The sequence below is a fragment of the Romboutsia sp. genome (assembly GCF_056995035.1).
The window spans coordinates 1-21,275 of record NZ_JBXKIW010000025.1 but is presented as its reverse complement, the minus strand read 5'-3'; the positions used below and the strand labels follow the sequence as shown (position 1 = coordinate 21,275).

Annotated in this window: 20 protein-coding genes, 1 tRNA gene and 1 riboswitch; of the genes, 8 read left to right on the top strand and 13 right to left on the bottom strand. The window is 27.1% G+C overall.

The window, feature by feature from the left end; all coding sequences use genetic code 11:
• Nucleotides 1-385: 385 nt before the first annotated feature.
• The 5 genes from AC11VW_RS03050 to AC11VW_RS03030 all read left to right on the top strand — a co-directional run bounded on the left by AC11VW_RS03050 (nucleotide 386) and on the right by AC11VW_RS03030 (nucleotide 5,184).
• Entirely contained in the window at nucleotides 386-637 is a 252-nt protein-coding gene (locus tag AC11VW_RS03050) for a TM1266 family iron-only hydrogenase system putative regulator (RefSeq protein WP_484299916.1), read from the top strand.
• 11 nt (nucleotides 638-648) lie between these two features.
• Entirely contained in the window at nucleotides 649-1,857 is a 1,209-nt protein-coding gene (gene hydF, locus AC11VW_RS03045; RefSeq protein WP_484299915.1) for a [FeFe] hydrogenase H-cluster maturation GTPase HydF, read from the top strand.
• Nucleotides 1,857-2,954: a [FeFe] hydrogenase H-cluster radical SAM maturase HydE gene (gene hydE, locus AC11VW_RS03040; protein WP_484299918.1), complete on the top strand. Its 1,098-nt coding sequence runs from the start codon at nucleotides 1,857-1,859 to the stop codon at nucleotides 2,952-2,954. Before hydF ends, hydE begins: the two co-directional genes overlap by 1 nt.
• The gene (hydG, locus tag AC11VW_RS03035) at nucleotides 2,945-4,321 is read left to right on the top strand and encodes a [FeFe] hydrogenase H-cluster radical SAM maturase HydG (protein WP_484299914.1); all 1,377 of its coding nucleotides are present in this window, start codon (nucleotides 2,945-2,947) and stop codon (nucleotides 4,319-4,321) included. Before hydE ends, hydG begins: the two co-directional genes overlap by 10 nt.
• A 317-nt stretch (nucleotides 4,322-4,638) precedes the next feature.
• Nucleotides 4,639-5,184 carry a hypothetical protein gene (locus AC11VW_RS03030; RefSeq protein WP_484299913.1) on the top strand — a complete coding sequence of 182 codons (546 nt, stop codon included), beginning with the start codon at nucleotides 4,639-4,641 and terminating at the stop codon, nucleotides 5,182-5,184.
• A gap of 251 nt (nucleotides 5,185-5,435) precedes the next feature.
• On the opposite strand, the gene AC11VW_RS03025 is transcribed toward AC11VW_RS03030, so the two are convergent.
• Complete coding sequence (locus AC11VW_RS03025; protein WP_484299912.1) at nucleotides 5,436-6,452, bottom strand: aldehyde ferredoxin oxidoreductase N-terminal domain-containing protein; 1,017 nt, start codon at nucleotides 6,450-6,452, stop codon at nucleotides 5,436-5,438.
• A gap of 406 nt (nucleotides 6,453-6,858) precedes the next feature.
• Here AC11VW_RS03025 and AC11VW_RS03020 point away from each other — a divergent pair, with 406 nt between their 5' ends.
• Nucleotides 6,859-7,296 (top strand): MarR family winged helix-turn-helix transcriptional regulator, encoded by a 438-nt coding sequence (locus tag AC11VW_RS03020; RefSeq protein WP_484299911.1) that lies wholly within the window; start codon nucleotides 6,859-6,861, stop codon nucleotides 7,294-7,296.
• A 217-nt stretch (nucleotides 7,297-7,513) separates the two neighbouring features.
• On the opposite strand, the gene AC11VW_RS03015 is transcribed toward AC11VW_RS03020, so the two are convergent.
• Together AC11VW_RS03015 and AC11VW_RS03010 are read right to left on the bottom strand one after the other, a co-directional pair.
• The gene (locus AC11VW_RS03015) at nucleotides 7,514-9,118 is read right to left on the bottom strand and encodes a hypothetical protein (protein WP_484299910.1); all 1,605 of its coding nucleotides are present in this window, start codon (nucleotides 9,116-9,118) and stop codon (nucleotides 7,514-7,516) included.
• Nucleotides 9,119-9,268: 150 nt separating this feature from the next.
• Entirely contained in the window at nucleotides 9,269-10,255 is a 987-nt protein-coding gene (locus AC11VW_RS03010) for a hypothetical protein (RefSeq protein ID WP_484299909.1), read from the bottom strand.
• 187 nt (nucleotides 10,256-10,442) lie between these two features.
• Here AC11VW_RS03010 and AC11VW_RS03005 point away from each other — a divergent pair, with 187 nt between their 5' ends.
• Nucleotides 10,443-11,465 (top strand): hypothetical protein, encoded by a 1,023-nt coding sequence (locus tag AC11VW_RS03005; protein ID WP_484299908.1) that lies wholly within the window; start codon nucleotides 10,443-10,445, stop codon nucleotides 11,463-11,465.
• 250 nt (nucleotides 11,466-11,715) lie between these two features.
• On the opposite strand, the gene AC11VW_RS03000 is transcribed toward AC11VW_RS03005, so the two are convergent.
• From AC11VW_RS03000 to AC11VW_RS02990, 3 genes are all read right to left on the bottom strand, one after another.
• Nucleotides 11,716-12,408: a HesA/MoeB/ThiF family protein gene (locus tag AC11VW_RS03000; RefSeq protein WP_484299907.1), complete on the bottom strand. Its 693-nt coding sequence runs from the start codon at nucleotides 12,406-12,408 to the stop codon at nucleotides 11,716-11,718.
• On the bottom strand, nucleotides 12,408-12,632 hold the full coding sequence (locus AC11VW_RS02995; protein ID WP_484299906.1) for a MoaD/ThiS family protein: 225 nt from the start codon (nucleotides 12,630-12,632) through the stop codon (nucleotides 12,408-12,410). The genes AC11VW_RS03000 and AC11VW_RS02995 overlap by 1 nt, the downstream gene beginning before the upstream one ends.
• Before the next feature lie 108 nt (nucleotides 12,633-12,740).
• Nucleotides 12,741-14,570, bottom strand: a complete 1,830-nt coding sequence (locus AC11VW_RS02990; RefSeq protein ID WP_484299905.1) for an aldehyde ferredoxin oxidoreductase family protein — start codon at nucleotides 14,568-14,570, stop codon at nucleotides 12,741-12,743.
• 173 nt (nucleotides 14,571-14,743) lie between these two features.
• A riboswitch (molybdenum cofactor riboswitch) is annotated at nucleotides 14,744-14,860 on the bottom strand.
• 141 nt (nucleotides 14,861-15,001) lie between these two features.
• On the opposite strand from AC11VW_RS02990, the gene AC11VW_RS02985 reads away from it, so the two are divergent.
• Nucleotides 15,002-15,403 (top strand): RrF2 family transcriptional regulator, encoded by a 402-nt coding sequence (locus tag AC11VW_RS02985; RefSeq protein ID WP_484299904.1) that lies wholly within the window; start codon nucleotides 15,002-15,004, stop codon nucleotides 15,401-15,403.
• A gap of 53 nt (nucleotides 15,404-15,456) precedes the next feature.
• On the opposite strand, the gene amrS is transcribed toward AC11VW_RS02985, so the two are convergent.
• From amrS to AC11VW_RS02950, 7 genes are all read right to left on the bottom strand, one after another.
• On the bottom strand, nucleotides 15,457-16,359 hold the full coding sequence (gene amrS / locus AC11VW_RS02980; protein WP_484299903.1) for an AmmeMemoRadiSam system radical SAM enzyme: 903 nt from the start codon (nucleotides 16,357-16,359) through the stop codon (nucleotides 15,457-15,459).
• Nucleotides 16,352-17,758, bottom strand: coding sequence for an AmmeMemoRadiSam system protein A (gene amrA / locus AC11VW_RS02975; protein WP_484299902.1), 1,407 nt, complete (start codon nucleotides 17,756-17,758; stop codon nucleotides 16,352-16,354). Before amrA ends, amrS begins: the two co-directional genes overlap by 8 nt.
• A 143-nt stretch (nucleotides 17,759-17,901) precedes the next feature.
• Nucleotides 17,902-18,126, bottom strand: a complete 225-nt coding sequence (locus tag AC11VW_RS02970) for a hypothetical protein (RefSeq protein ID WP_484299901.1) — start codon at nucleotides 18,124-18,126, stop codon at nucleotides 17,902-17,904.
• 287 nt (nucleotides 18,127-18,413) lie between these two features.
• Complete coding sequence (gene trxA, locus AC11VW_RS02965) at nucleotides 18,414-18,731, bottom strand: thioredoxin (protein ID WP_484299917.1); 318 nt, start codon at nucleotides 18,729-18,731, stop codon at nucleotides 18,414-18,416.
• Nucleotides 18,732-19,358: 627 nt separating this feature from the next.
• Nucleotides 19,359-20,486, bottom strand: a complete 1,128-nt coding sequence (rsiV, locus tag AC11VW_RS02960; protein WP_484299900.1) for an anti-sigma-V factor RsiV — start codon at nucleotides 20,484-20,486, stop codon at nucleotides 19,359-19,361.
• 1 nt (nucleotide 20,487) lies between these two features.
• The gene (locus tag AC11VW_RS02955) at nucleotides 20,488-20,997 is read right to left on the bottom strand and encodes an RNA polymerase sigma factor (protein WP_484299899.1); all 510 of its coding nucleotides are present in this window, start codon (nucleotides 20,995-20,997) and stop codon (nucleotides 20,488-20,490) included.
• Nucleotides 20,998-21,148: 151 nt separating this feature from the next.
• A tRNA-Phe gene (locus AC11VW_RS02950) sits at nucleotides 21,149-21,224 on the bottom strand.
• Between the last annotated feature and the right edge of the window lie 51 nt (nucleotides 21,225-21,275).

Sequence of the window (21,275 nt, the reverse complement as noted above, 5' to 3'; positions counted from 1 at the left end):
GTTTTGTATTATATAAATATTTTTTGTAATTTATTGTATATTTTTCAACCACTTCAAAATTTAACAGTTAATTTCATAAAAATTTATTACATAAAAATAAATTTTTTAGTAGATTTAATTATACTTTAGTACTACTATATAATTAACTTCAATCTTCTTTAGATTTATGGATAACGTTTTTCTTAAGTTGTTTGTTGTATTCTTAAAATTTGCAAACTAACCCTACCAGAAAAGAGCTTATCTAATCTGTAAGGAAATTAGTTATAATACTTCAACTTATTTTTGTTGTGTAGATACTAACTTTTCCTTTAGAGATTCTCTTTATTGGAGAAGTTTTTTGTATTACAGATAAATATTTTAATAATTTAAAATTAAGGGAGGCTTTATGAAAAATGTCGCTGTCATAAGTGCAATTTTAGAAGAACCTGATAAATGTCAACATAAATTCAATGAAGTTGTGTCTAGCTTCAAAGGAATTATAAAAGGAAGAATGGGTATTCCTTGTGATGATGAAGGGGTATCTATTATATGTATTGTTGTACTTGCTGAAATGGATGTTGTAAATAATATGACTGGTAAACTTGGCAATATAGAACATGTTTTAGTTAAGACAAGTATATCTAAAAAAGAAATCTAGGAGGTGAAAATATGAGTCTTAACTCGACTCCTCAAAGCGTTAGGGTACATATTGGATTATTCGGAAAAAGGAATGCTGGTAAATCTAGTGTAATAAATGCTATAACAAATCAAGAAGCAGCAATTGTTTCAGATATAGCTGGAACTACCACTGACCCGGTCTTTAGACCTATGGAAATCTTACCGATTGGTCCTTGCGTCTTGATAGATACTGCAGGACTTGATGACGTTGGTGAACTTGGAGAACTTAGGATAAACAAAAGTTTAGATATATTATCTAAAACTGATATTGCTCTTTTAATAGTAGATAGCGGTATCGGAATATCTAGCGAAGATCTATCCTTAATAGAAAGTTTTAAATCTAAGAATATACCTTATATCTTAGTTTTAAACAAAGTCGATAAACTTAAAGATGAATCTCAAATATTAACGAATATAAATAAATCTATAGATGCTCCTATAGTCTCTGTTTCTGCTACTAACAAAATTGGAATTGAAAACTTAAAACAAGAAATAATTAATGTTATGCCTAAGGGAATAGATGAATTTAAATTAGTAAGCGACTTAATAGAACCTGATGATTTTGTTGTATTGGTTATTCCAATAGACAAAGCTGCTCCAAAAGGAAGACTTATACTCCCTCAGCAACAAGTAGTAAGAGATATATTGGATAGTGGAGCTATTGCTATTATTACAAAAGAAGATAGTCTCGTACATACATTATCTAATCTTTCTAAAAAACCTAAAATGGTTATAACTGATTCTCAAGTTTTTGAAAGAGTTGATAAAGATACACCTTGCGATATAGCACTTACATCGTTTTCTATATTATTTGCTAGAGCTAAAGGCGATTTAGATGAACTCATTAGTGGTGCTCATGCTATAGATAATTTAAAAGACGGTGATAAAATACTTATCGCTGAAGGTTGTACTCATCATAGACAAATTGATGATATTGGTACTTTTAAAATTCCAAATATGATAAAACAAAGAACTAAAAAGGATTTAACTTTTGACTTTACTTCAGGAATTTCTTTCGGCCACGATTTAAATGAATATTCACTCGTAGTTCATTGTGGAGGATGTATGATGAATAGGTCTGCTATGCTTAGTAGAATCCAAAAATCTAAAGACCTTGGTGTACCTATTGTAAATTATGGTGTGCTGATGGCTTATGCTAAAGGTATCTTAGATAGAACATTGGAGCCATTTGAACTATGATGAATATTAAACATTTAATAAACAAACTATCCACTACTAATTCGCTTGATTTTAATGAATTACTTTATATTTTTAAAAATATAGACAAATTTAATTCTACTTTTGATTATACTAACTCATTAGGACATAGAGAACGTCTGTATAAATTAGCTTGCGATACTCGTTACAAACATTATGGTAATAAAGTTTTTTTAAGAGGTCTTATAGAAATCAGCAACTATTGCAAAAATGATTGCTATTACTGCGGTATAAGATGTGGTAATAGTAATGTTGACAGGTATAGGCTTAATAAAGAAGATATCTTAGAGTGCTGTGAGATAGGACATAAAATAGGATATAAAACATTTGTACTACAAGGTGGAGAAGATTTATATTTTGATGACAATAAAATGTGCGATATAATCTCTTCTATTAAAAACAAATACCCAGATTGTGCTATAACTCTGTCTCTTGGGGAGAAAAGTTATGATACATATAAAAAATATTTTTTAAGTGGTGCTGATAGATATTTACTTAGACATGAAACTTCTAGTGAATCTCATTATAGTAAGCTTCATCCATCTAATTTAAAACTATCTAACAGAAAAGAATGCTTAGAAAATTTAAAAGAAATTGGATTTCAAGTTGGTGCAGGTTTTATGGTAGGTTCACCTTTTCAAACTGATGAGGATATTGTAAATGATTTATTGTATTTAAAAAAACTAAACCCTCATATGGTTGGAATAGGTCCTTTTATTCCTCATCATGATAGTATATTTAAAGACTACAAACCTGGTGATTTAAAAAAGACACTTTTAATACTTTCACTTACTAGATTGTTACTACCTACGACCCTATTACCAGCTACTACTGCACTTGCATCTATTGATGCTGCTGGAAGAAACCAAGGTTTACTCGCAGGATGTAATGTAATTATGCCTAACCTTTCTCCCTATGAACTTAGAGGTAAATATACCTTGTATGACAACAAACTGTCTACAGGATGTGAAGCTTATGAATACCATAAGAGTTTAGAAGACGCTATTAACAACCTTGGGCTTAGTGTTGACTATTCTCGTGGCGATAATATAAATTGGAGGCGTGTAAAATGTTTATAAACCATGAACTTATAAATGAATTATTAAAAAAGGCTCAAAATGCAACTAAGGAAGATGTAAATAATGTCCTAGAGAAATCTAACAAAAGAGAAAAATTGAGTTATGAAGATATAGCAGTACTTCTTGAGATTAATGATAAAGACCAATTAGATAAACTATTTAAAATAGCTGGTGAAATAAAGAATGAAATATACGGTAATAGAGTTGTTTTATTTGCACCTTTATATATATCTAACTATTGTGTAAATGACTGCGTTTACTGTGGATATCAAAGATGTAATAAATTTGAGAGAAAAAAACTATCTCAAAATGAAATTAGAGAAGAAGTTAAAATCCTTGAAAAAATGGGTCACAAAAGACTGGCACTTGAAGTTGGTGAAGACCCTAAAAACTGCCCTATTGAATATGTATTAGAATCTCTTGATACTATTTACTCTACTTCTAACGACAATGGAAATATAAGAAGAGTTAATGTTAATATAGCAGCCACTACAGTTGAAAACTATAGAAAAGTAAAGGAAAAAGGTATTGGTACTTATATACTATTCCAAGAAACTTATCACAAACCAACATTTATTAAAATGCACGGAAAATCTATAAAAAATGATTACTACTATCATTTAACAGCTTTTGATAGAGCTATGGAAGCTGGAATTGATGATGTTGGTGCTGGAGTTTTATTTGGACTATCCAACCCTAAGTTTGAGGTACTAGGGCTTATGATGCATAATGCTCACCTTGAAGAAAAATTTGGTGTAGGGTTCCATACTATTTCATTCCCTAGACTAAAAAAAGCTGAAGGAATGAAATTAGAAGATTTCCCTCACTTAATTGATGATGATATGTTTAAAAAAATAGTTGCTATAACTCGTTTAGCAGTTCCTTATACAGGCATAATAATGTCTACTCGTGAATCTGCAGAGATGAGAAATGAACTTTTAAAATATGGTGTATCACAAGTTAGTGCTGGTTCTATAACTGGTGTTGGTGGATATAAGGAAGAAGAAGATGGAAAAAGTGTTGATCAATTTAAATTAGAAGATCATAGAACACCTATCCAAGTTTTAAAAGAGCTTATTAGTGATGGATACATTCCTAGTTATTGTACAGCTTGCTATAGAATGGGAAGAACTGGTGATAGATTTATGAGTCTAGCTAAAAGTGGTGAAATACACAATGTATGTACTCCAAATGCCCTTACTACACTAAAAGAATTTTTAATTGATTATGGTGATGAAGAGCTACAATCAATGGGAGATATTCTGATTAATAAAGAAATAAGTAAAATACAAAGAGATGATATAAAACAAATTGTATGTAATAATATAGTTTCATTGGAAAATGGTGAAAGAGATTTATACTTATAAATATTAAATCTCCCCCTAACTAAAGCTTAATTAGAACATATCTTATATATATGTTCTAATTAAGCTTTTACACTTTCACTATATCGTTACTTTTTAAATTATTTATTTTATTGTAGTTTGATTGATTTAGCTAATGTAGATTCTTTTTCAGAACATATATATATAATAATAATTAAACTTTGAATATAATTGTTGTAAATTGAAAAAATTAACTTATTTTTGTAAGATTATCATTTTTTCATTTTATTGTATATTAGTGCTAATAGTAGTACTATTATCTTGTATAGGAATGTTGTATAAGTTGAAGGAGGAAGCCCGTGAAAACTACCGTTAACAAAATGATTCCATTTAGACAAAGACAATCAGATGAAAAAAGTCAAAATTCAAAGTATAAGATTAATAATACCAACTCTAGTAATTTCTCTAAGGTTATTCCTTATCCTAAATATAAGAAGAAGAAAGAAAAAGGTATTAAAGTTGTTAAAAAGAATAAAATCTTTTTAATAATTTTAGGCTTAGTAATGTTCTTTACTTTACTTTCTTTTATTGATAACAGTCTATTAAAGGGTAAATATGGGTCAAATGGAAAACCTGTAACATTTGAACTTCGTGCTTCAAGTACTTTGGTATCTGAAGCTGAGTTTTCATCTTGTTCTAAAATAATAGAAAGTAAAATAAAAGATACTCTACACTTAACGTCTGAATATACAATAACTACTAAAACAATGCATAAAAATGGAAGTTCCGTTTATGCTCAAGGAGAGATATCTTTAGGTAAAAGTGAAACTACATCATTTGATATGATATTAAAAGATAATAAACCTTATTCTCTATTTATAAACGGAATTGAATATATTAAATAATGAGTGTAGATTTTATTGTCTATATTCTTTTAAATTCATATTTAAAAGTCGGCCAATATTAAACTATATTGGACGACTTTTTTGATTTATTTACCTTTTCTAAAAAAAGTGATTATTTATTGTTTTTAATAAATATTTTATGAAATCATTTTCTAAAGTATCTGCTTTAATAAGTAAATCATATTAAGTGTCCTTTTTTATAAAGAACACTTAATATGATTTATATATTATCCTACTTCAACTATATTTTTTTAAATTGCTATACTTAAACCTAGTATACATTTTACTAGAGATTTTTTTTCTTTTTCACTTAGTATATTTTTTTGTAATAATATTTTACAAAATCCTAATCTTTCTCCACTATCTTTTTCTTTTTTATCTTTTATTTTTTTATCTTCATTTATAAATAATGGTCTATAATAATCATAATTATTTATTATATTTTCTACAAAACTATCTAAATCTATAATTTCTGTATCAAATTTCTTTTTATATTTCTCTATTCCTTGTGCTAATGTTATACTATCCATTCCATAAAAATTAGATAGTTCGTTTATATTTTTAGCTTGTTTTAAATCAAATCCGTAACTTTTTATTTTATCTATTGCAGTATTTTTACAATTTAGACAGCATCCATAACAACTATTGTTTTCATCATACCAATTTACTTTGTTATCATTAATTATCCTTTGTCCAATTACTTGGTTATATTTTTTAAATTTATCATTATCATATGGCATTAAATTTTCTTGTTTATTTAATACAATGGCCTTTAGATTTTTAGTAGCCATTAATTTTCCAAGACCCTCTTTTCCACACGACTTATTATTCCTAAACATAATTTTTGCGAAATCAATCTTCTTAATTCCTGCCATCCCCACTGCAGCTATTTCGATTTTATCATTTTCTAATTCTTTTTTAAGCGATATTTGTATAGTTTGATAATCGTCACTATATATATCAGTAGCTTCATTTATACTTATATTTTCTTTATCTATATATACATATACCGGACAATCACTTTGCCCTTCAATTACTAAATAATCATAACCATTACATTTCATAAAATGTGTAAAATGACTTCCACTTTGTGATGATGAGGTTTTATCATACACATTTAATCTATTTAACCCTACAACTCCATATCCAGCTAAAGGTGGCGCTTCAAATACTAAATTATCACCTTTTAAATTTATTTTATGTTCATCGTACTGATGTGTTATTCTTATCTTCTTATTTTCTAGATCTATATACAGTATTTTTTTCATATTTTCCCCTCCTTCATGTATATTATAACACCAAACATGTAAATATTTTGTAGTTTTTTATAATATTATCAATTATATTTCCAATAAGAAACCGTTTATTATAAGTTTCACATTTATTTTATTTTATATCTAGTTATATTTGTCATTAGATACATTTTATTCTTATTTTTATACTAAATTTTACATAAACTAATCTTATTAAATATAAAAATTTATCTAGTAATTAACTAAAATTAGTTTAACATCAAGCTAATTTTAGTTAATAATAGTTTTGTATCAAACCTTTTTGGTACAATATCTTCACTATAAGATTTACATATTTCATTATAAATGTGCTATTATATATAATGATTCAATTTTTAACTTACTATATAACTTAATTTCTAATTAGATTGGAGATTTTTTAATGAATGATAAATACATTATATATTTCGTTAGCAGAACGAAAGTTAATATGATAAAATTTATAGAAAATAAACTTAAACAAAATAACTTAAATGATTTAATTCCTACTCATGGTAATGTACTTACAGCACTTTTTGAAAGTAATAAAAAGCTTACTATGAAAGAAATGGCAAGTAAAATTGGTAAAGACAAGTCTACTGTAACCGCTTTAGTCAACAGACTCATAGATTTAGGTTATGTAGATAAAGAAAAATGTAGTTATGACAAGCGTATTACTTATATAAATCTAACCCAAAAGGCAATGGATATCGAAGATAAATTTAATTATATTTCATCTCAAGTAAAAGAAACTGCGTATAGTAATTTTACTGAAGATGAAAAAAAGGAATTTCTTAGACTCCTAAGGAAACTTAGTACAAATTTTAAAGATGCGACTTAACTTGAGCATATCAATTTGTGTAAAAACAAATTTACCTTCATCATTTTCAGTATGTTAAATTCATAAATTGATAATAATATTCATATAAAAAAATATTACTAGAATTAATTATTCTTAGTAATATTATGTACTCAAAAATTATATTTACACAAATCTATGCACATTCTCTGTAAAACAAATAGCTATATATAAATTTATATAGCTATTTTATTTTTTACTAATTTACAGAATTTATCTTAGATGTGCAGTAAATAGTTATATCTAGATTATCATTATTTACTACCATAATTCCATCACCAACTGTCTCTACATTACCATTGATGTTTTCTTTAGCTATACTTGGTACTTTTTCATCAATAGTCTCTATATTTTTAACCACCGTTATGTCTTCTTTCTTTAATTTAACATCTTCTATAACGCTGTTTTTAGTACTTACAAGCCTTGCTGACTTCATAACTGATACTGTTTTTATATCATCTACTTTTTGTATTGAATTATAGTGTATTTTTTGTATATTCTTCATTAATTCTGTTTCATCTTTTGTCACAACATGTGCAGTATCATTTTTATTAGTTATACTATTTACTATATCTGATGAAGTATTTATAATGCCTTTTATTTGTTTTAAATTTTCTTCTTTATATTCAGCTACATTTTGCGCGTACTCAATATTTAACGACTTTAATAAATCATCTTTTAACTCATCTATACTTTCTACAACTTGTTTAATTTGAGAATCTTTATTAATATTACCTAGTAAGTTTATAGTTCCATCTTGTAATACTGTTACTGTTTTTAATTCTATTTTTAGAGGTTCAAATGTTCCATCATCTAATACAACACCTATGTAACGTTCGCCAGTTGGATCTAGTTGAAGGGGTTTTCCATTCACTTCATTTTTGTCAACATATTTATTTATTGGTTCTAGTCCTAATATATCAATAGTTTTAGGTTTAATTATTTGTTTTTCTTTATCTATATTTCCTATAACCCCTTCTAAGTAATTTGGTGTCACATCTATAACTGCTTTTGATTTATTTTCTGTTATTTCCTTTATTGCAGTTGTAGGACATTGGTCTATAACTACATTGTACTCTTTTGTATCTAAATTAGTTATTACCTCAACTTCTTTTGTTTTTACTGGTTTTGCTACCTCAACTTCTTTTGAGTTATTTGTTAAAACTAATTTTTCTTCAATATCAAGTCCTTTTATCACGTTTACTGTACTTTTTTCAATGGAATTTATTACATCGCATTGCTCTAACTTTATATCAACATTATCTAAAACATTTTTTTTCTTTATATCTAAGGATGTTTTATTATTTAAAACATCTTCAACATCTACATTGATAATTTTTTTTGCATAATTATCGAATTTAATTCCATCATGATTTATACTTTTTATTTCTTTACAGTTATCTTCTATATAACTTTGAATGTCTTTATTTTTAAATCTATTGTTGTATCTTTTTTGATAGCTTGAACTTGGATTGTATACATTTTTATAATTAGATATAGTTATATTTTTTAATTCTTTAATAAATATATTTTTAAATGTATTATCTTGTATGCTATTCGTTAGTATTTTTATCTTGACTATATCATGCAAAGATATTGCTGTTTTATTGTATATTATAATGTTGCTATTTATTTTAATTTGATTTTGTTTGTCATTAGTTATTTTTATTTTATTACTTAAACCATCTGTAGTTATAATTTCTACGTATACAGAAAATTTTTCTTCATATGGCCTACTATATACTAATTCTTTTATTATCATAAATACTTCTGCTATTGATTTAGTATCATAATTTTTTTCCAATTATATTCACCCCTCCACAATCAATTTTTTCTTAATAAATACTATCATTTATATGTATGTATAGATGATAGTATTTATTACTTTTTAGTAATACAAAAGGCCTATTTAAGTAATAGGCCTTTATACATTCTTGATTATTAAATCCATCTACTAGCAATCACACTCGGAATCACAACTTGATGATATATTTCCATTTTTACAGGCTATTTTACCAGGTGTTGTATACACTGCTAACTCTTCTCTTACTGTTACATAAACTTGTTGAGTTACTAAAAGAGAAGCTAATACTGATGCCTCAAATTTTTTCTCTTTATCACGATCACTATAACTATCATCGCCACAATTTTTATCACATTCATGGTATTTGCACTTTGGTGTTACACAATCTACTGATATACAACCATCAAATTTCAGTTCCATATTTACACATGTTTTTCCTGAAGGGAAGCATACTGTTCCAAGGAAATCTATATCTTTAAATCCATTTCCCCCAAAATCAGCTAGTTTACCACTGAATCTGTCAGTCTTAGCTGTAAATGGTTCACAGCCTATTTTTCCATATACATAAATAACTAAATCGCATACATAAAATGATAATTCTTCCTCAGCAATTTTTGATTTTTTTCCTTTTTCACAGCAATCAAGATTTGTTGCTATAAGAGATGCGCTATAAGTGTTATATAAAGTTTTCTTTCCTCCGTCGAACCAACATCTTGCTGATGGTGAACATTCTGGTGGCGTAAATTCTATTGGATTGTCAGGACTATTATCTACGATTACTTCTAATGGCGCTGCTGGTCCGCACTCGCATCTATTATTACGTAACCCTATAAAACCATAGCTTACAGCTATTTTATCAATACATATTTCATCTCCATCTTCATATTTACCATTTGATGTTATCTCAAACTCTAGATCTTTTATATATTTCATTCCCCCTGATTCAAGGCATACACAATCAAATACTCTTTCTGCTATTATAGGTATACATCTTGCACAGTGTATGTCTCCACATCTTACTTCTTTTGGATGACAACACTTTTCCTTACATTGATTTGGTACTGCTTCTAGTCTTTCTTCATTGCATCCACAACAATCATGTTGTCTTTTTTCATTATTTCTATTTTCTTCATTCATATTAAATTTGCCCTCCTGTATAGTCTTTTAGAAAAGATTATATTCTCTTCTCATTAAAATATATGAAATAGAGGTATATATGTTACTGGGTTAGCCATACATTTTTTTACTTTCATTTATAATATACGTATAAAATAGAGTATTTTAAATATAAATATTAGTATAAGTATTTTTAGGGGAGGATTTTATGGCGTTTATAAACAAAACAGAAATATTAATCCAAAAATCAAATAAAAATTTAACTATATTTAACTTAGATAAAAACATTATATATGATAGTATAGATAGCAATTTTAATAAATTATCTTCTCATAAAATAATAGATGGAAATTATTGTTTTGTAGATATTTGGCTAGATATAAATAATGATGATAGCATATATGGTGTAATAAATGATAAAAAAGGTAAGCTTCTCAATGTTAATATAAAAGATGATATAATTGATAAAACTACAATTATAAAATATGATTATAACGATTTTTTCATAAAATTTCCTTACATGAAAAATACATCTGAAGGTAATCATCTTATATATTATTCACTAAATAAAAGTATTTTTTATTTAGCAAGGTTAATTCATATATATAAAAAAAATGATGTATATGTAAAAAAACAAATTGATTTTATAAATTACAATATAATGAGTAATTTCATAGTTACTTGGGATAATAATACTCCTAGTATATTTTATTTTAAGTTTATAAATGGAGTTGAAGAACTATTTATATCTACTTTTAATTTAAACTGTTGTGAATGGTCAATTCCCATACAAATAACAAACACAAAAAAATCTAAAATCTATTTATCTGTTATAAGACATACTGACGATTCTTATCATATAGTTTTTTCTGAGAATAATAACGATCGATACTATTGTAGATATATAAATGGTTATTTAAAAGATGGTAAATTTAATATTTATAAATCAACATTTATAAGAAGTGGTGTTATGTGCTTGTTTCCTCATTTAATTGAATTTAACTCTACTATTTATGCTCAATGGGTAGAGTACCATGATTTATATACTTGTAAATCTAGTGATTTAGGCGAAACTTGGAGTGTCCCTACTTTATGTAAATCTATGTCAGACTTACCTTTCTTAAGATATGAATTTAGGTCTAATTATAATGAGGATAAAATATATACTCTATCTACAGTATTTGGATTTAAAGACCGCTTTGATGTATATAAGATATTTCCAAAATATTAATATTATTATAAATACACAAATAATTAAAATTAATAAGTTGTAACAAAATGAACTCTAATCATAGAGTCCATTTTGTTACAACTTATTAATTTATTATAGTTTAAATTTTCCATAAAGACTATATAATTACTTAATTTTTTAGCTTATATAAAATCATGTGTAACTATTATTACTGTTTTTCCTTTTGATTTTAATTCTAAAATCTTTTTTTCTTTTTTTATCAGTAATTATATATATGTTACTATTATCTCTATTTTCTTTTTTTTATTTCAATAATATTATGTTCGTTATAAAGCAAATCTATTATAAGCAATTTTTTTCTAAGTATTTCTCCCTTATTTAATAATACTTTTATAGCTTCACTAACTTGAATAGAAGCTATATTCGCAGGTGTAAAAGACGGATTACCTAACTTATTGTCTAATTCTTTTTCTTTATTTTTATAAATATTATTTAAGGTTTTATCGCCTGGAAAAATAGTACATACTTGACCGTACCATCCCTCTATTGCACCGTGTATAAGAGGTATTTCTAATTCTTCACAACTTTCTTGAAGTAAAAATCTTGTTTTTATATTGTCCAGTGCATCTATTACAATGTCATGATTCTTTAACATATTTTTTGTATTTTTTTTATCTAAAAAATCATATATAAAATTTATAGATATATTCGAGTTTACTTTTTCCATTCTAATTTTAGCTTTTTTAGCTTTACTCGTACCTATATTATTTTCTTCGCAAAGTATTTGCCTATTTAAATTACTTTCATCAAATACATCACCATCAATTGCAGTTATATATCCAACACCAATTCTACCTAGCATCTCTATTGTATATCCACCAAGACCACCACATCCTACTACACATACTTTAAAGTGTTTTAATTTTTCATGCTCTGCTATAGTTAATGCTCCTATATTTCTTTTATATCTATTTTCCATCATCAGCCACCTCCCACAGGTGGAAATATTGATAATACATCTTCATCTTTAAGTTTTCTATCAAAACTTCCATCCATTCCATTGAGAAGTAATATCGCAACTTCCTCAGGTTCTATGTTTATCATTTGAAGTATTTCTAATATAATTGTATCTTGCGGCAAGTCTAGTATTTGTTTTTTTTCTCTTCCTTGCCTAAGGGTTGCAAATAACCTTACTTCAATTTTCATACTTCCCCCCCTTATCATATTCTATATAGCAAATCAAAATAAGTCGCCTAATATAAATTTTATCAAATTCTTTTATATTAGGCGACTGTCTTATATCTTAATTATATTCTAGCAAGTAGATGATATTGTTCCTATATATTCTTCAAGCCCTAATGTTCTTAATGTTTCCTCACGAGGTATTCCATCTTCATTCCAACCTCTAACCTCATAGTACTGTGGAAGTAATATATCTAATTTATGAACATGACCTTTAGTTGGTCCATTTACAATAGGGTCTTTTAATAATCTCTTTGGCAGTGTATCTTGAGAGCTATCTATTCCTGCTCTTAAATTAAATATTTTTTCTAATGTCCATATTCTATCTCCTGCCTGAAGTAGTGTTTCTGGTGTATATATCTCACCACAAACTGCATTATACATATCTACATAATCATTAAGTCCAAGTCCAAATGTTGTGAATATGCACAGTCCCATAGAATCTATTACTGCTGTTAAATCATGGAATACTTTAGCATAAGCAGGTTTGCCTTCTAATGCTAATTTATCTAATTTTTCTGGAACTCCTAATATTTCTGGATTTATCATATATCCTTTTATATGACATCCTCCTCTATTATTTACTGCATAAGTTATACCATGACCTTGTATTCCCCTTGGATCATATGCTGGTAATTCTTGTTTTTTAACTGTCATAGAATATTCTGTTGCATTATATCTTTCACATAATCTATATGAGCCTTCAGCAAGATATGTTCCAAACCCTTCTCTTTTACCCATCTTTTTAGTCCACTCAACCATAGCATGAGCATCTCCCCAATTTAGAGATAATCCATCAGCTTTAATTTCTTCATCTTTAATATATCCTCTTTGGTATAATTCCATAGCTGTTGCAATTGTAGCTCCTGCTGATATTGTATCAAGTCCGTATTCATTACAAAGCATATTAGCTTCATTTATTGCATCTAAATCATATACATCACAATCTGAACCAAATGACCATAGTGTTTCGTACTCTGGTCCTCCTACTTCTTCTCCACTCTTTAATTTAACAACTCTACCACAAGCTATTGGGCATCTATAACAAGCATGCTTTCTTACTAGTGAATTTTCAGTTAAAGCTTCACCACTTATTAAATCTGCTTTGTCTGTGTATGATTCTTGGAAGTTTTTAACTGGATGTACTCCATTTTCATTTATTATATTAACTAAAACCGCAGTTCCATAAGTAGGTAATCCATTCCCTGCAACTGGATCATTTCTTAATATATTAACTTTTTGAGCATTAACTTCCTTAGCTAGTTCTGGATTTGCTACATTTACTTTACCACTTCCATTTACTACTATTGCTTTTACATTTTTAGAACCTAGTACAGCTCCTACTCCACCTCTTCCTGCTGCTCTATCAACATCATTCATAATAGCTGCTATTGGTGATAATTGTTCTCCTGCAGGCCCTATACAAAGTACTTTAGCTTTATTATGAGCTTCACTTAGTTTATTAGTTACTTCAAGAGATAGCATTCCCCAATACTCACTTGCATCTTTTATTTCAACTTTATCATCTTCTATATATAAATAAACTGGCTTATCTGATTTTCCTTCTATTATTACCATATCGTATCCAGCATTTTTTAATTTAGTTCCCCATTGACCGCCTGAGTTTGATATAGCTATTGTTCCTGTTAGTGGAGATTTTGTAACCACCATATACCTACCACTTGTAGGCATTGGTGCTGCTGTTAGTGGCCCTGTTGCTATTATAAATTTATTATCCATGCTTAATGGATCCACCATTGGATCTACTTCGTCTATAAATGTTTTTACACCTAATCCTCTACATCCTATAAATTTTTGAGCTACTTCTAGATTTAAAGGTTCTACATTAATACTTTTATTACTTAAATTTACTCTAAGTATTTTTCCATTATATCCATACATATTGCAATTCCCCCTAATTATATTATTTCTTAATGATATTAAGGCTTAATCATTTTAAACCAGTACCTTTTCTAGAATATAGTTAGTATATTAAAAAAGCCCATTATAAAAGCAATATATTTCCTAATCACTTTTACAATAGACTTGCAATTTCATGAGTTCTAGGAAAGGCTACCAATTGATAACTTTCTCCTTTCCAACATGGAGGCACAAACATTTCTCTTTATACCCTACCGTTCTAATAACCATAGCTTCGCCTTAGGTACATAGAATCGGAGAACTTAATATATTTTATTTTCTTACCTAAAGAATAGTACTTTTGCTATATTAATGTCAACTTAATTTTAATTCATTTTTATATCCTATTTTATTTTGTTATTTTATTATAATTTGAGATATAATATAAATATTATATATTCATGGAGGTTATTATGACATTATCAAAGTTTAGTGATTATGCTTTTAGAATTTTGATTCTTTTAGGCAATAATCTAGATACGACGTTTACTGTTGATTCCATTTCTGATACTTTAGGATTATCTAATCATCATATAAAAAAGATTGTTTATAAATTAGCTACAGAAGGATATATTGATTCTAGTAAAGGTAGAAATGGCGGCCTACGCTTAGGTATGAACCCTGCTGATATAAATTTAGGAGAATTACTTAAGATTACTGAAGATAATTTAAATATTGTTGAGTGTTTTTCAAAGGATGGTAACACTTGTAATATAAGTTCTTCTTGCAAACTTAAGGGTATTATCGGTATTGCCTTAAATTCATTTATGAATGTTTTTCATCAATATACTTTAGCTGATGTACTTGATAAGTAGCAGTTAGTATTACTATACCCCCTAGGGAACATTTCGCTCTCTAAGGGGTATTACTATGATATTATATATTTTTTCTCTTTTTCACTAACATTTCCTACATAAACATTATTCAATTTTTCCTTTAATATATCATAAGCTTTTTTCATAACTTCTAAGCTAGTAGCTTGTGAAATTTGTTTATACATAGGAAAATATCTACTTATGTGAAGAGGTATATTAGGATTTAAATTGCTTAAAAAATCTCTTATATCTATTAAGCTTTTTTCATCTGTATTTTCATCAGTTACCAATAAAGTTGTTACTTCTATATGGCATCCTTTTTTATAAGCGGTTTCAATAGTTTGTAGTACTGGATTTAAACTACCTTTACATAAATCTTTATAATAATTATCATTTCCTTTTAAGTCTATATTCATTGCGTCTATATATGGTAGTAATTTTTCTAATGGCTCTTTACTTACATATCCATTAGTTACTAGCACAACTTTCTTTTCATTAGATTTTTCTTTTAAAAGTTTTGCAGTTTCTAATACATATTCATACCATATAAATGGTTCATTATACGTAAATGCAATACCTATATTATTAGGTGTACTTAATATAACTTCAACAAGCTCTTCGCTAATTACCTTTTTATACTCAACTTCTTGTTGAGATATACTATAATTTTGACAAAATGAACACTTAAAATTACACCCAAAGGTTCCTGCTGAAAGTATGTTAGTTCCTGGATAAAAATGATAAAGTGGCTTTTTTTCTATCGGGTCTATTGCAATAGACGTAATAGCTTCATAATTACTATTTATCAAAATTGTATCTTCATTTTCATCTCTTATGGCCTTTCTTGATATACAAATTCCACTTTTGTCACAGGGTATTTTGCAGTTGTGTGGGCATAATTTGCACCATACATTGTCTTTATCTATTTTTTCATAATGAGAAGCTTCTTTAATCATCTAAATTGTTCTCCTTATGTCTTTCAACTTTAAATCTTTCTATTAAATATTCTTCTTCTTGAGTGATTCCTGCTTTTTGTAATGCTATTTGTACTTGTGATTCTACACTATCTATACCTTCTAAATTTGGAAGTAATAACCCTCTTTTACTTATCGTACTTACTATTACTCCATATTCATATACATTTAAATCATTTATCGTACATGGTTCTGGTTCAAATAATACATCTACAGATATATCTAAATCTCCTAATTCCTCTTTCTTTACGCTAGAAAATCTGGGGTCTGATGTTGCTGCACTTACTGCATTTCTTATTATCTCCTGTGCTACATTATCAGTTACTGCTCCGATTGTCCCAATACATCCTTTTAATTCTCCTTCTTTTTTTAAAGAAACAAAAACTCCTCTTCTTTCATTTAACATTTCAGATGATAAACCTTTAGTTTCATTTAAATAATGACCTTTGTCATAGTAATAGTAAAGACTTTTTCTTGCTAATTGAGTATATTTATCTCCACTTTTTAACTTTTCTGTAGCCAAGTTTTTTTGTTTTTGTTTTAAAATTTCTGATAGTTTAGTCTCACTTTCTTTTGTATTGAATTTTACAACTCCATATCCTACTCCAAAAGTGTTCTCATAGCTTAGTAATTGCCCTTTAACATCTAATCCATCCATAGCACCTGCTAATATATATGTAGATCTTAAACCACATTCTCCAGCTTCTTTAGTAAGCTTTTGATTCATATTTAATAGTTTTTCCATATCTCCACTTTGTAATATTTCTAAGAATTTATTATCAAATTCTTCACCATAAGGGCTATATGGATAAGGTCCATTTTCATTTAATCTGTGAGATAAATCTCCTGATGCTATTAAAACTGCTTTTTCATTTGATTTTTTTATACTTTCGCTTATTGCCATTCCAAAATTATAAAGTTCTAATTTTGATAACATTCCATATGTTATATGAACTAGTTTATAATTTTTTTGTTTTACTATATAGTATAGTGGTACTAATGCTCCATGATCTAATTCTAAGTTAGCTCCATAATTTGCGCATGTGTATTTATCTAAAGGAGCTATTGCTATTCCCTTATTTGTTGCATTTTCTATTATTTCACTAGTTAATTTATTATTTATATCAAATTCCATGAAAACTTCACTTGCTCCAAATTTAGATAAATCACCTTTTAACTTATCACTAACAACTACTCCTATTCCATCTCTAAACACAGTGCCATGAGGTGATATAATTACAATAGTATCTACGTTCATAGAGCTTATTTCCTCACTTATTTGTTTACATGAATTAATTGTTTTTTGAATATTTTTTTCTTGACCCTTACCTACTTCTTCTATCATAATAGGGGGATGTGGCATTAAATAAAATTTTTCCATTTATAATCACCTTTTTATTTATATTATGTATTACACTGTTTTATTATTTGCTTATAACATTATGATATACTTTTATTTATATATTTTAATAAGAAAGAGAGGTATACCGTTTAGTAAGTATACCTCTTTTCCATATTAAAATACTATTTCTTTTTTATTGTATCTTTAACAGCCTTTCCTACTGCTTTTCCTGTATTTACAGTTTCTTTTCCTACATTATATCCAGTTTTTATAGCTTCTTTTCCCACATTTATAGTTCCTTCAATAGCCTCCTTTGCCACAGAACCTACTCCATTTACAACTTCTTTTCCTACTTTTTCTACCGGCTCTGTTACTTTTTTTACTGTTTTTTCAACTTTTTTTGACATCTATATAAAACCTCCTTTATTAGCATATATTTATTTTTATTTCTACCCTTTGATTTATTTTATGTTTTATAAATTATATTGTTACAGTAAGTACTTTAAGTTAAAATATTCAAATTATTTTGCGATGATTGGTTATATAATATCTAAAATTATATATACAAATAAAAAAGTTATAGAAAAAGGTTTATTTTAACTAAACCTAAGTTCTATAACTTTTATTATTAAAATTTAATTTTAAATTCATAAGTTTGTATTTTTATATACTATGGATTTATAACCTCTTTATATTATAAGTGTCCGTTAATCTTTGATATTAAACTTTCCTTTGGCATAAATCCAACCATTGTCTCTACAGGTTTTCCATCTTTAAATATCATAACTGTAGGAACTGTACTTACACTATATTTTCTAGCTAACTCCATAGTTTGATCTATATCTACCTTTACAAAATTAGCTTTTGATCCCATTTCATCACATGCTTCTTGGAACACTGGTGCTAACATTTTACAAGGACCACACCATGTTGCATAAAAGTCTACTACGGCTATACCACTTCCATTTTCTATATTTGTGCTGAATTCCTCTGCGCTTACTACTTTAACCATGTTTTCCATTTTAATTGTTGCTATTCAATGTAAATTTGAATAGACTCTCCCTTCTGTTGATTATATTTTAGTTTTATTATTTGCATTTTGCTTTATTTTATTTCTTTATTGTTTCTTTATATAATAATAGTACTATTTATTACATTAAATAAATATGATTTAAATCACATTTATTGGAATATATTTCTTTTAACAATTAATTTATAGATATTTTTATAAATAATATAATTTTTTCTTTACATTAATTTTAATATATATTATAATGATGTTAGTGGGAGCTTATGCATCGCGCATAAGCATTACGCTAGCCCAGAAAAAGCATCTATCTTTTGATAGGTGCTTTTTCCTTTTTATAAATAATATAATTTTTTCTTTACATTATCCTCAATCTATATTATAATGATGTTAGTGGGAACTTATGCATCGCGCATAAGTATTACGCTAGCCCAGAAAAAGCATCTATCTTTGATAGATGCTTTTTCCTTTTTATAAATAATATAATTTTTTCTTTACATATCTTCAATCTATATTATAATGATGTTAGTGGGAACTTATGTATCGCACATAAGTATTACGCTAGCCCAAATAAAAACACCTATCTTTGATAGGTGTTTTTTCGTTTTTATCTTATTTTTTCACTATTTTTAATGAGTTTAAAGGCATAGCACTAATTTTACTGTTATATTTCACTGGAGTACCTAGTGCATATTTAATATCAACTTTTTGTCCAACCTTAATATTCTTTATATCTTTATAAGAATCTTGTTTATTAGTTGTGTAAAATGCATTTGTTTCTTTATTATCATCTTTTATTAAAATAAAATAATTGTTGTTTATTTTATCTATTTTTGTTATTGAACCACTAATATTATCAACTCCAACAATTGAAGTACTTGGATTTGTTTGGCTTAAAACATCATTTGGTATAGTAAATTCCACTAATCCCATACAACCTGGTGCAACTTCATATTTATCAAAACATATAACCAATTCATTATTTTTATTTATATAAAACCCTTGATCTTCTTTTATAGATTTGAAATCCATTTCAGGCATTTCACTATCTATCCAATACTGCTTATCAGAATCCTTTTTCAGTTGCTCTCTCATTTGAGATTTTATATTTTCACTTATTATACTTATATAGTCTTTATCCTTATACATACCTTTAAGTGTTATCGCTGTTTCATTTTTTTTGTCTATATTATAGAATTTTCTAGTTGTATTAGATGAACCTTGTGCTTGATAATTAAATATAACTAATGATAATATATCGTCATTATCTGTTTTAACTTCATACCATGATTCACCAATTTTACGTCCTTGTATATTATCTTCTTGTAATTCTTTTACTTCATTTACATAATCATTATATAAAGACTTACCTTCTTTTTGTAGTTCTTCATTTAATTCATTTTCTAATTTTTTATTTTTTAATCCTTCTACTTTAGGAACTTTTACAGAAATATCAAAACCATTTTTATTTAAATTATAATTTGAAAAATTAACTACTTTTACTATACTACCTATTACAGGTATATCTTCTAATGTATTTGCAAATACAGGACTTATATTAACTGAACTTATAAATACAACTAATGATGCAGCCACTATTCCTAAGTTTTTTATTACATTTCTTTTGTTTGCACTTTTTTTGTTATTTATAGCTTGGTTAACTATATCATCTAATTTATCTGGTATTTCAATATTAGCATAATTTTCTTTTAGTCTTTGTAATTTTTCTTTATCATTCATATTAATACACTCCTTCTTCTTCTATTTTAATTTTTAATAATTTTAAAGCTTTATAAAGTCTTGTTTTCATTGTATTTATATTTTCATCTAATACATTTGCTATATCAGCTATCTTCATATCTTCAAAATACCTCAATATAATTACAGTTTTATAATCATTTGGTAAACTATCTAATGCATTTTGTATATCTATATCTGTGTCAATATTATCTTCCATAAAACCAGACATTGATAATTCATCTTGTATTTGTATATATTTTTTATTTTTTCTTATATAGTCTATCGATGTATTTATCAATATTCTATAAAACCAAGGCTTTATAGAATCTACGTTATCTAGTTTATCAATTTTAGATAATCCTTTTAATATAGATTCTTGGACTATATCTAGTGCATCATCTTGATTTTTTACATAGTTATACGCAATTCTATAAAATGAATTTTTATTTTCAACTATATAGTCTTTAAATATTTTTTCTTTTATTTTTTTACTTGAGCTCAATAATTTCATATCTTTCTAAGTCCTCCTTTTCATCTTACATATATATAGACGATCTATATCTTATAAAAAGTTTTATATTTTATAAATATATAATTTAATAACTAACAGACATTTTTCACACAAAAAAAGACATCTAATTTTAATTAGATGTCTTTTCAACTGGTGCCCAGAAATGGAATCGAACCATCGACACAGGGATTTTCAGTCCCTTGCTCTACCGACTGAGCTATCTGGGCATTTGGCGGAGAGGGTGGGATTCGAACCCACGGTGCCGTTAAGCATCACTA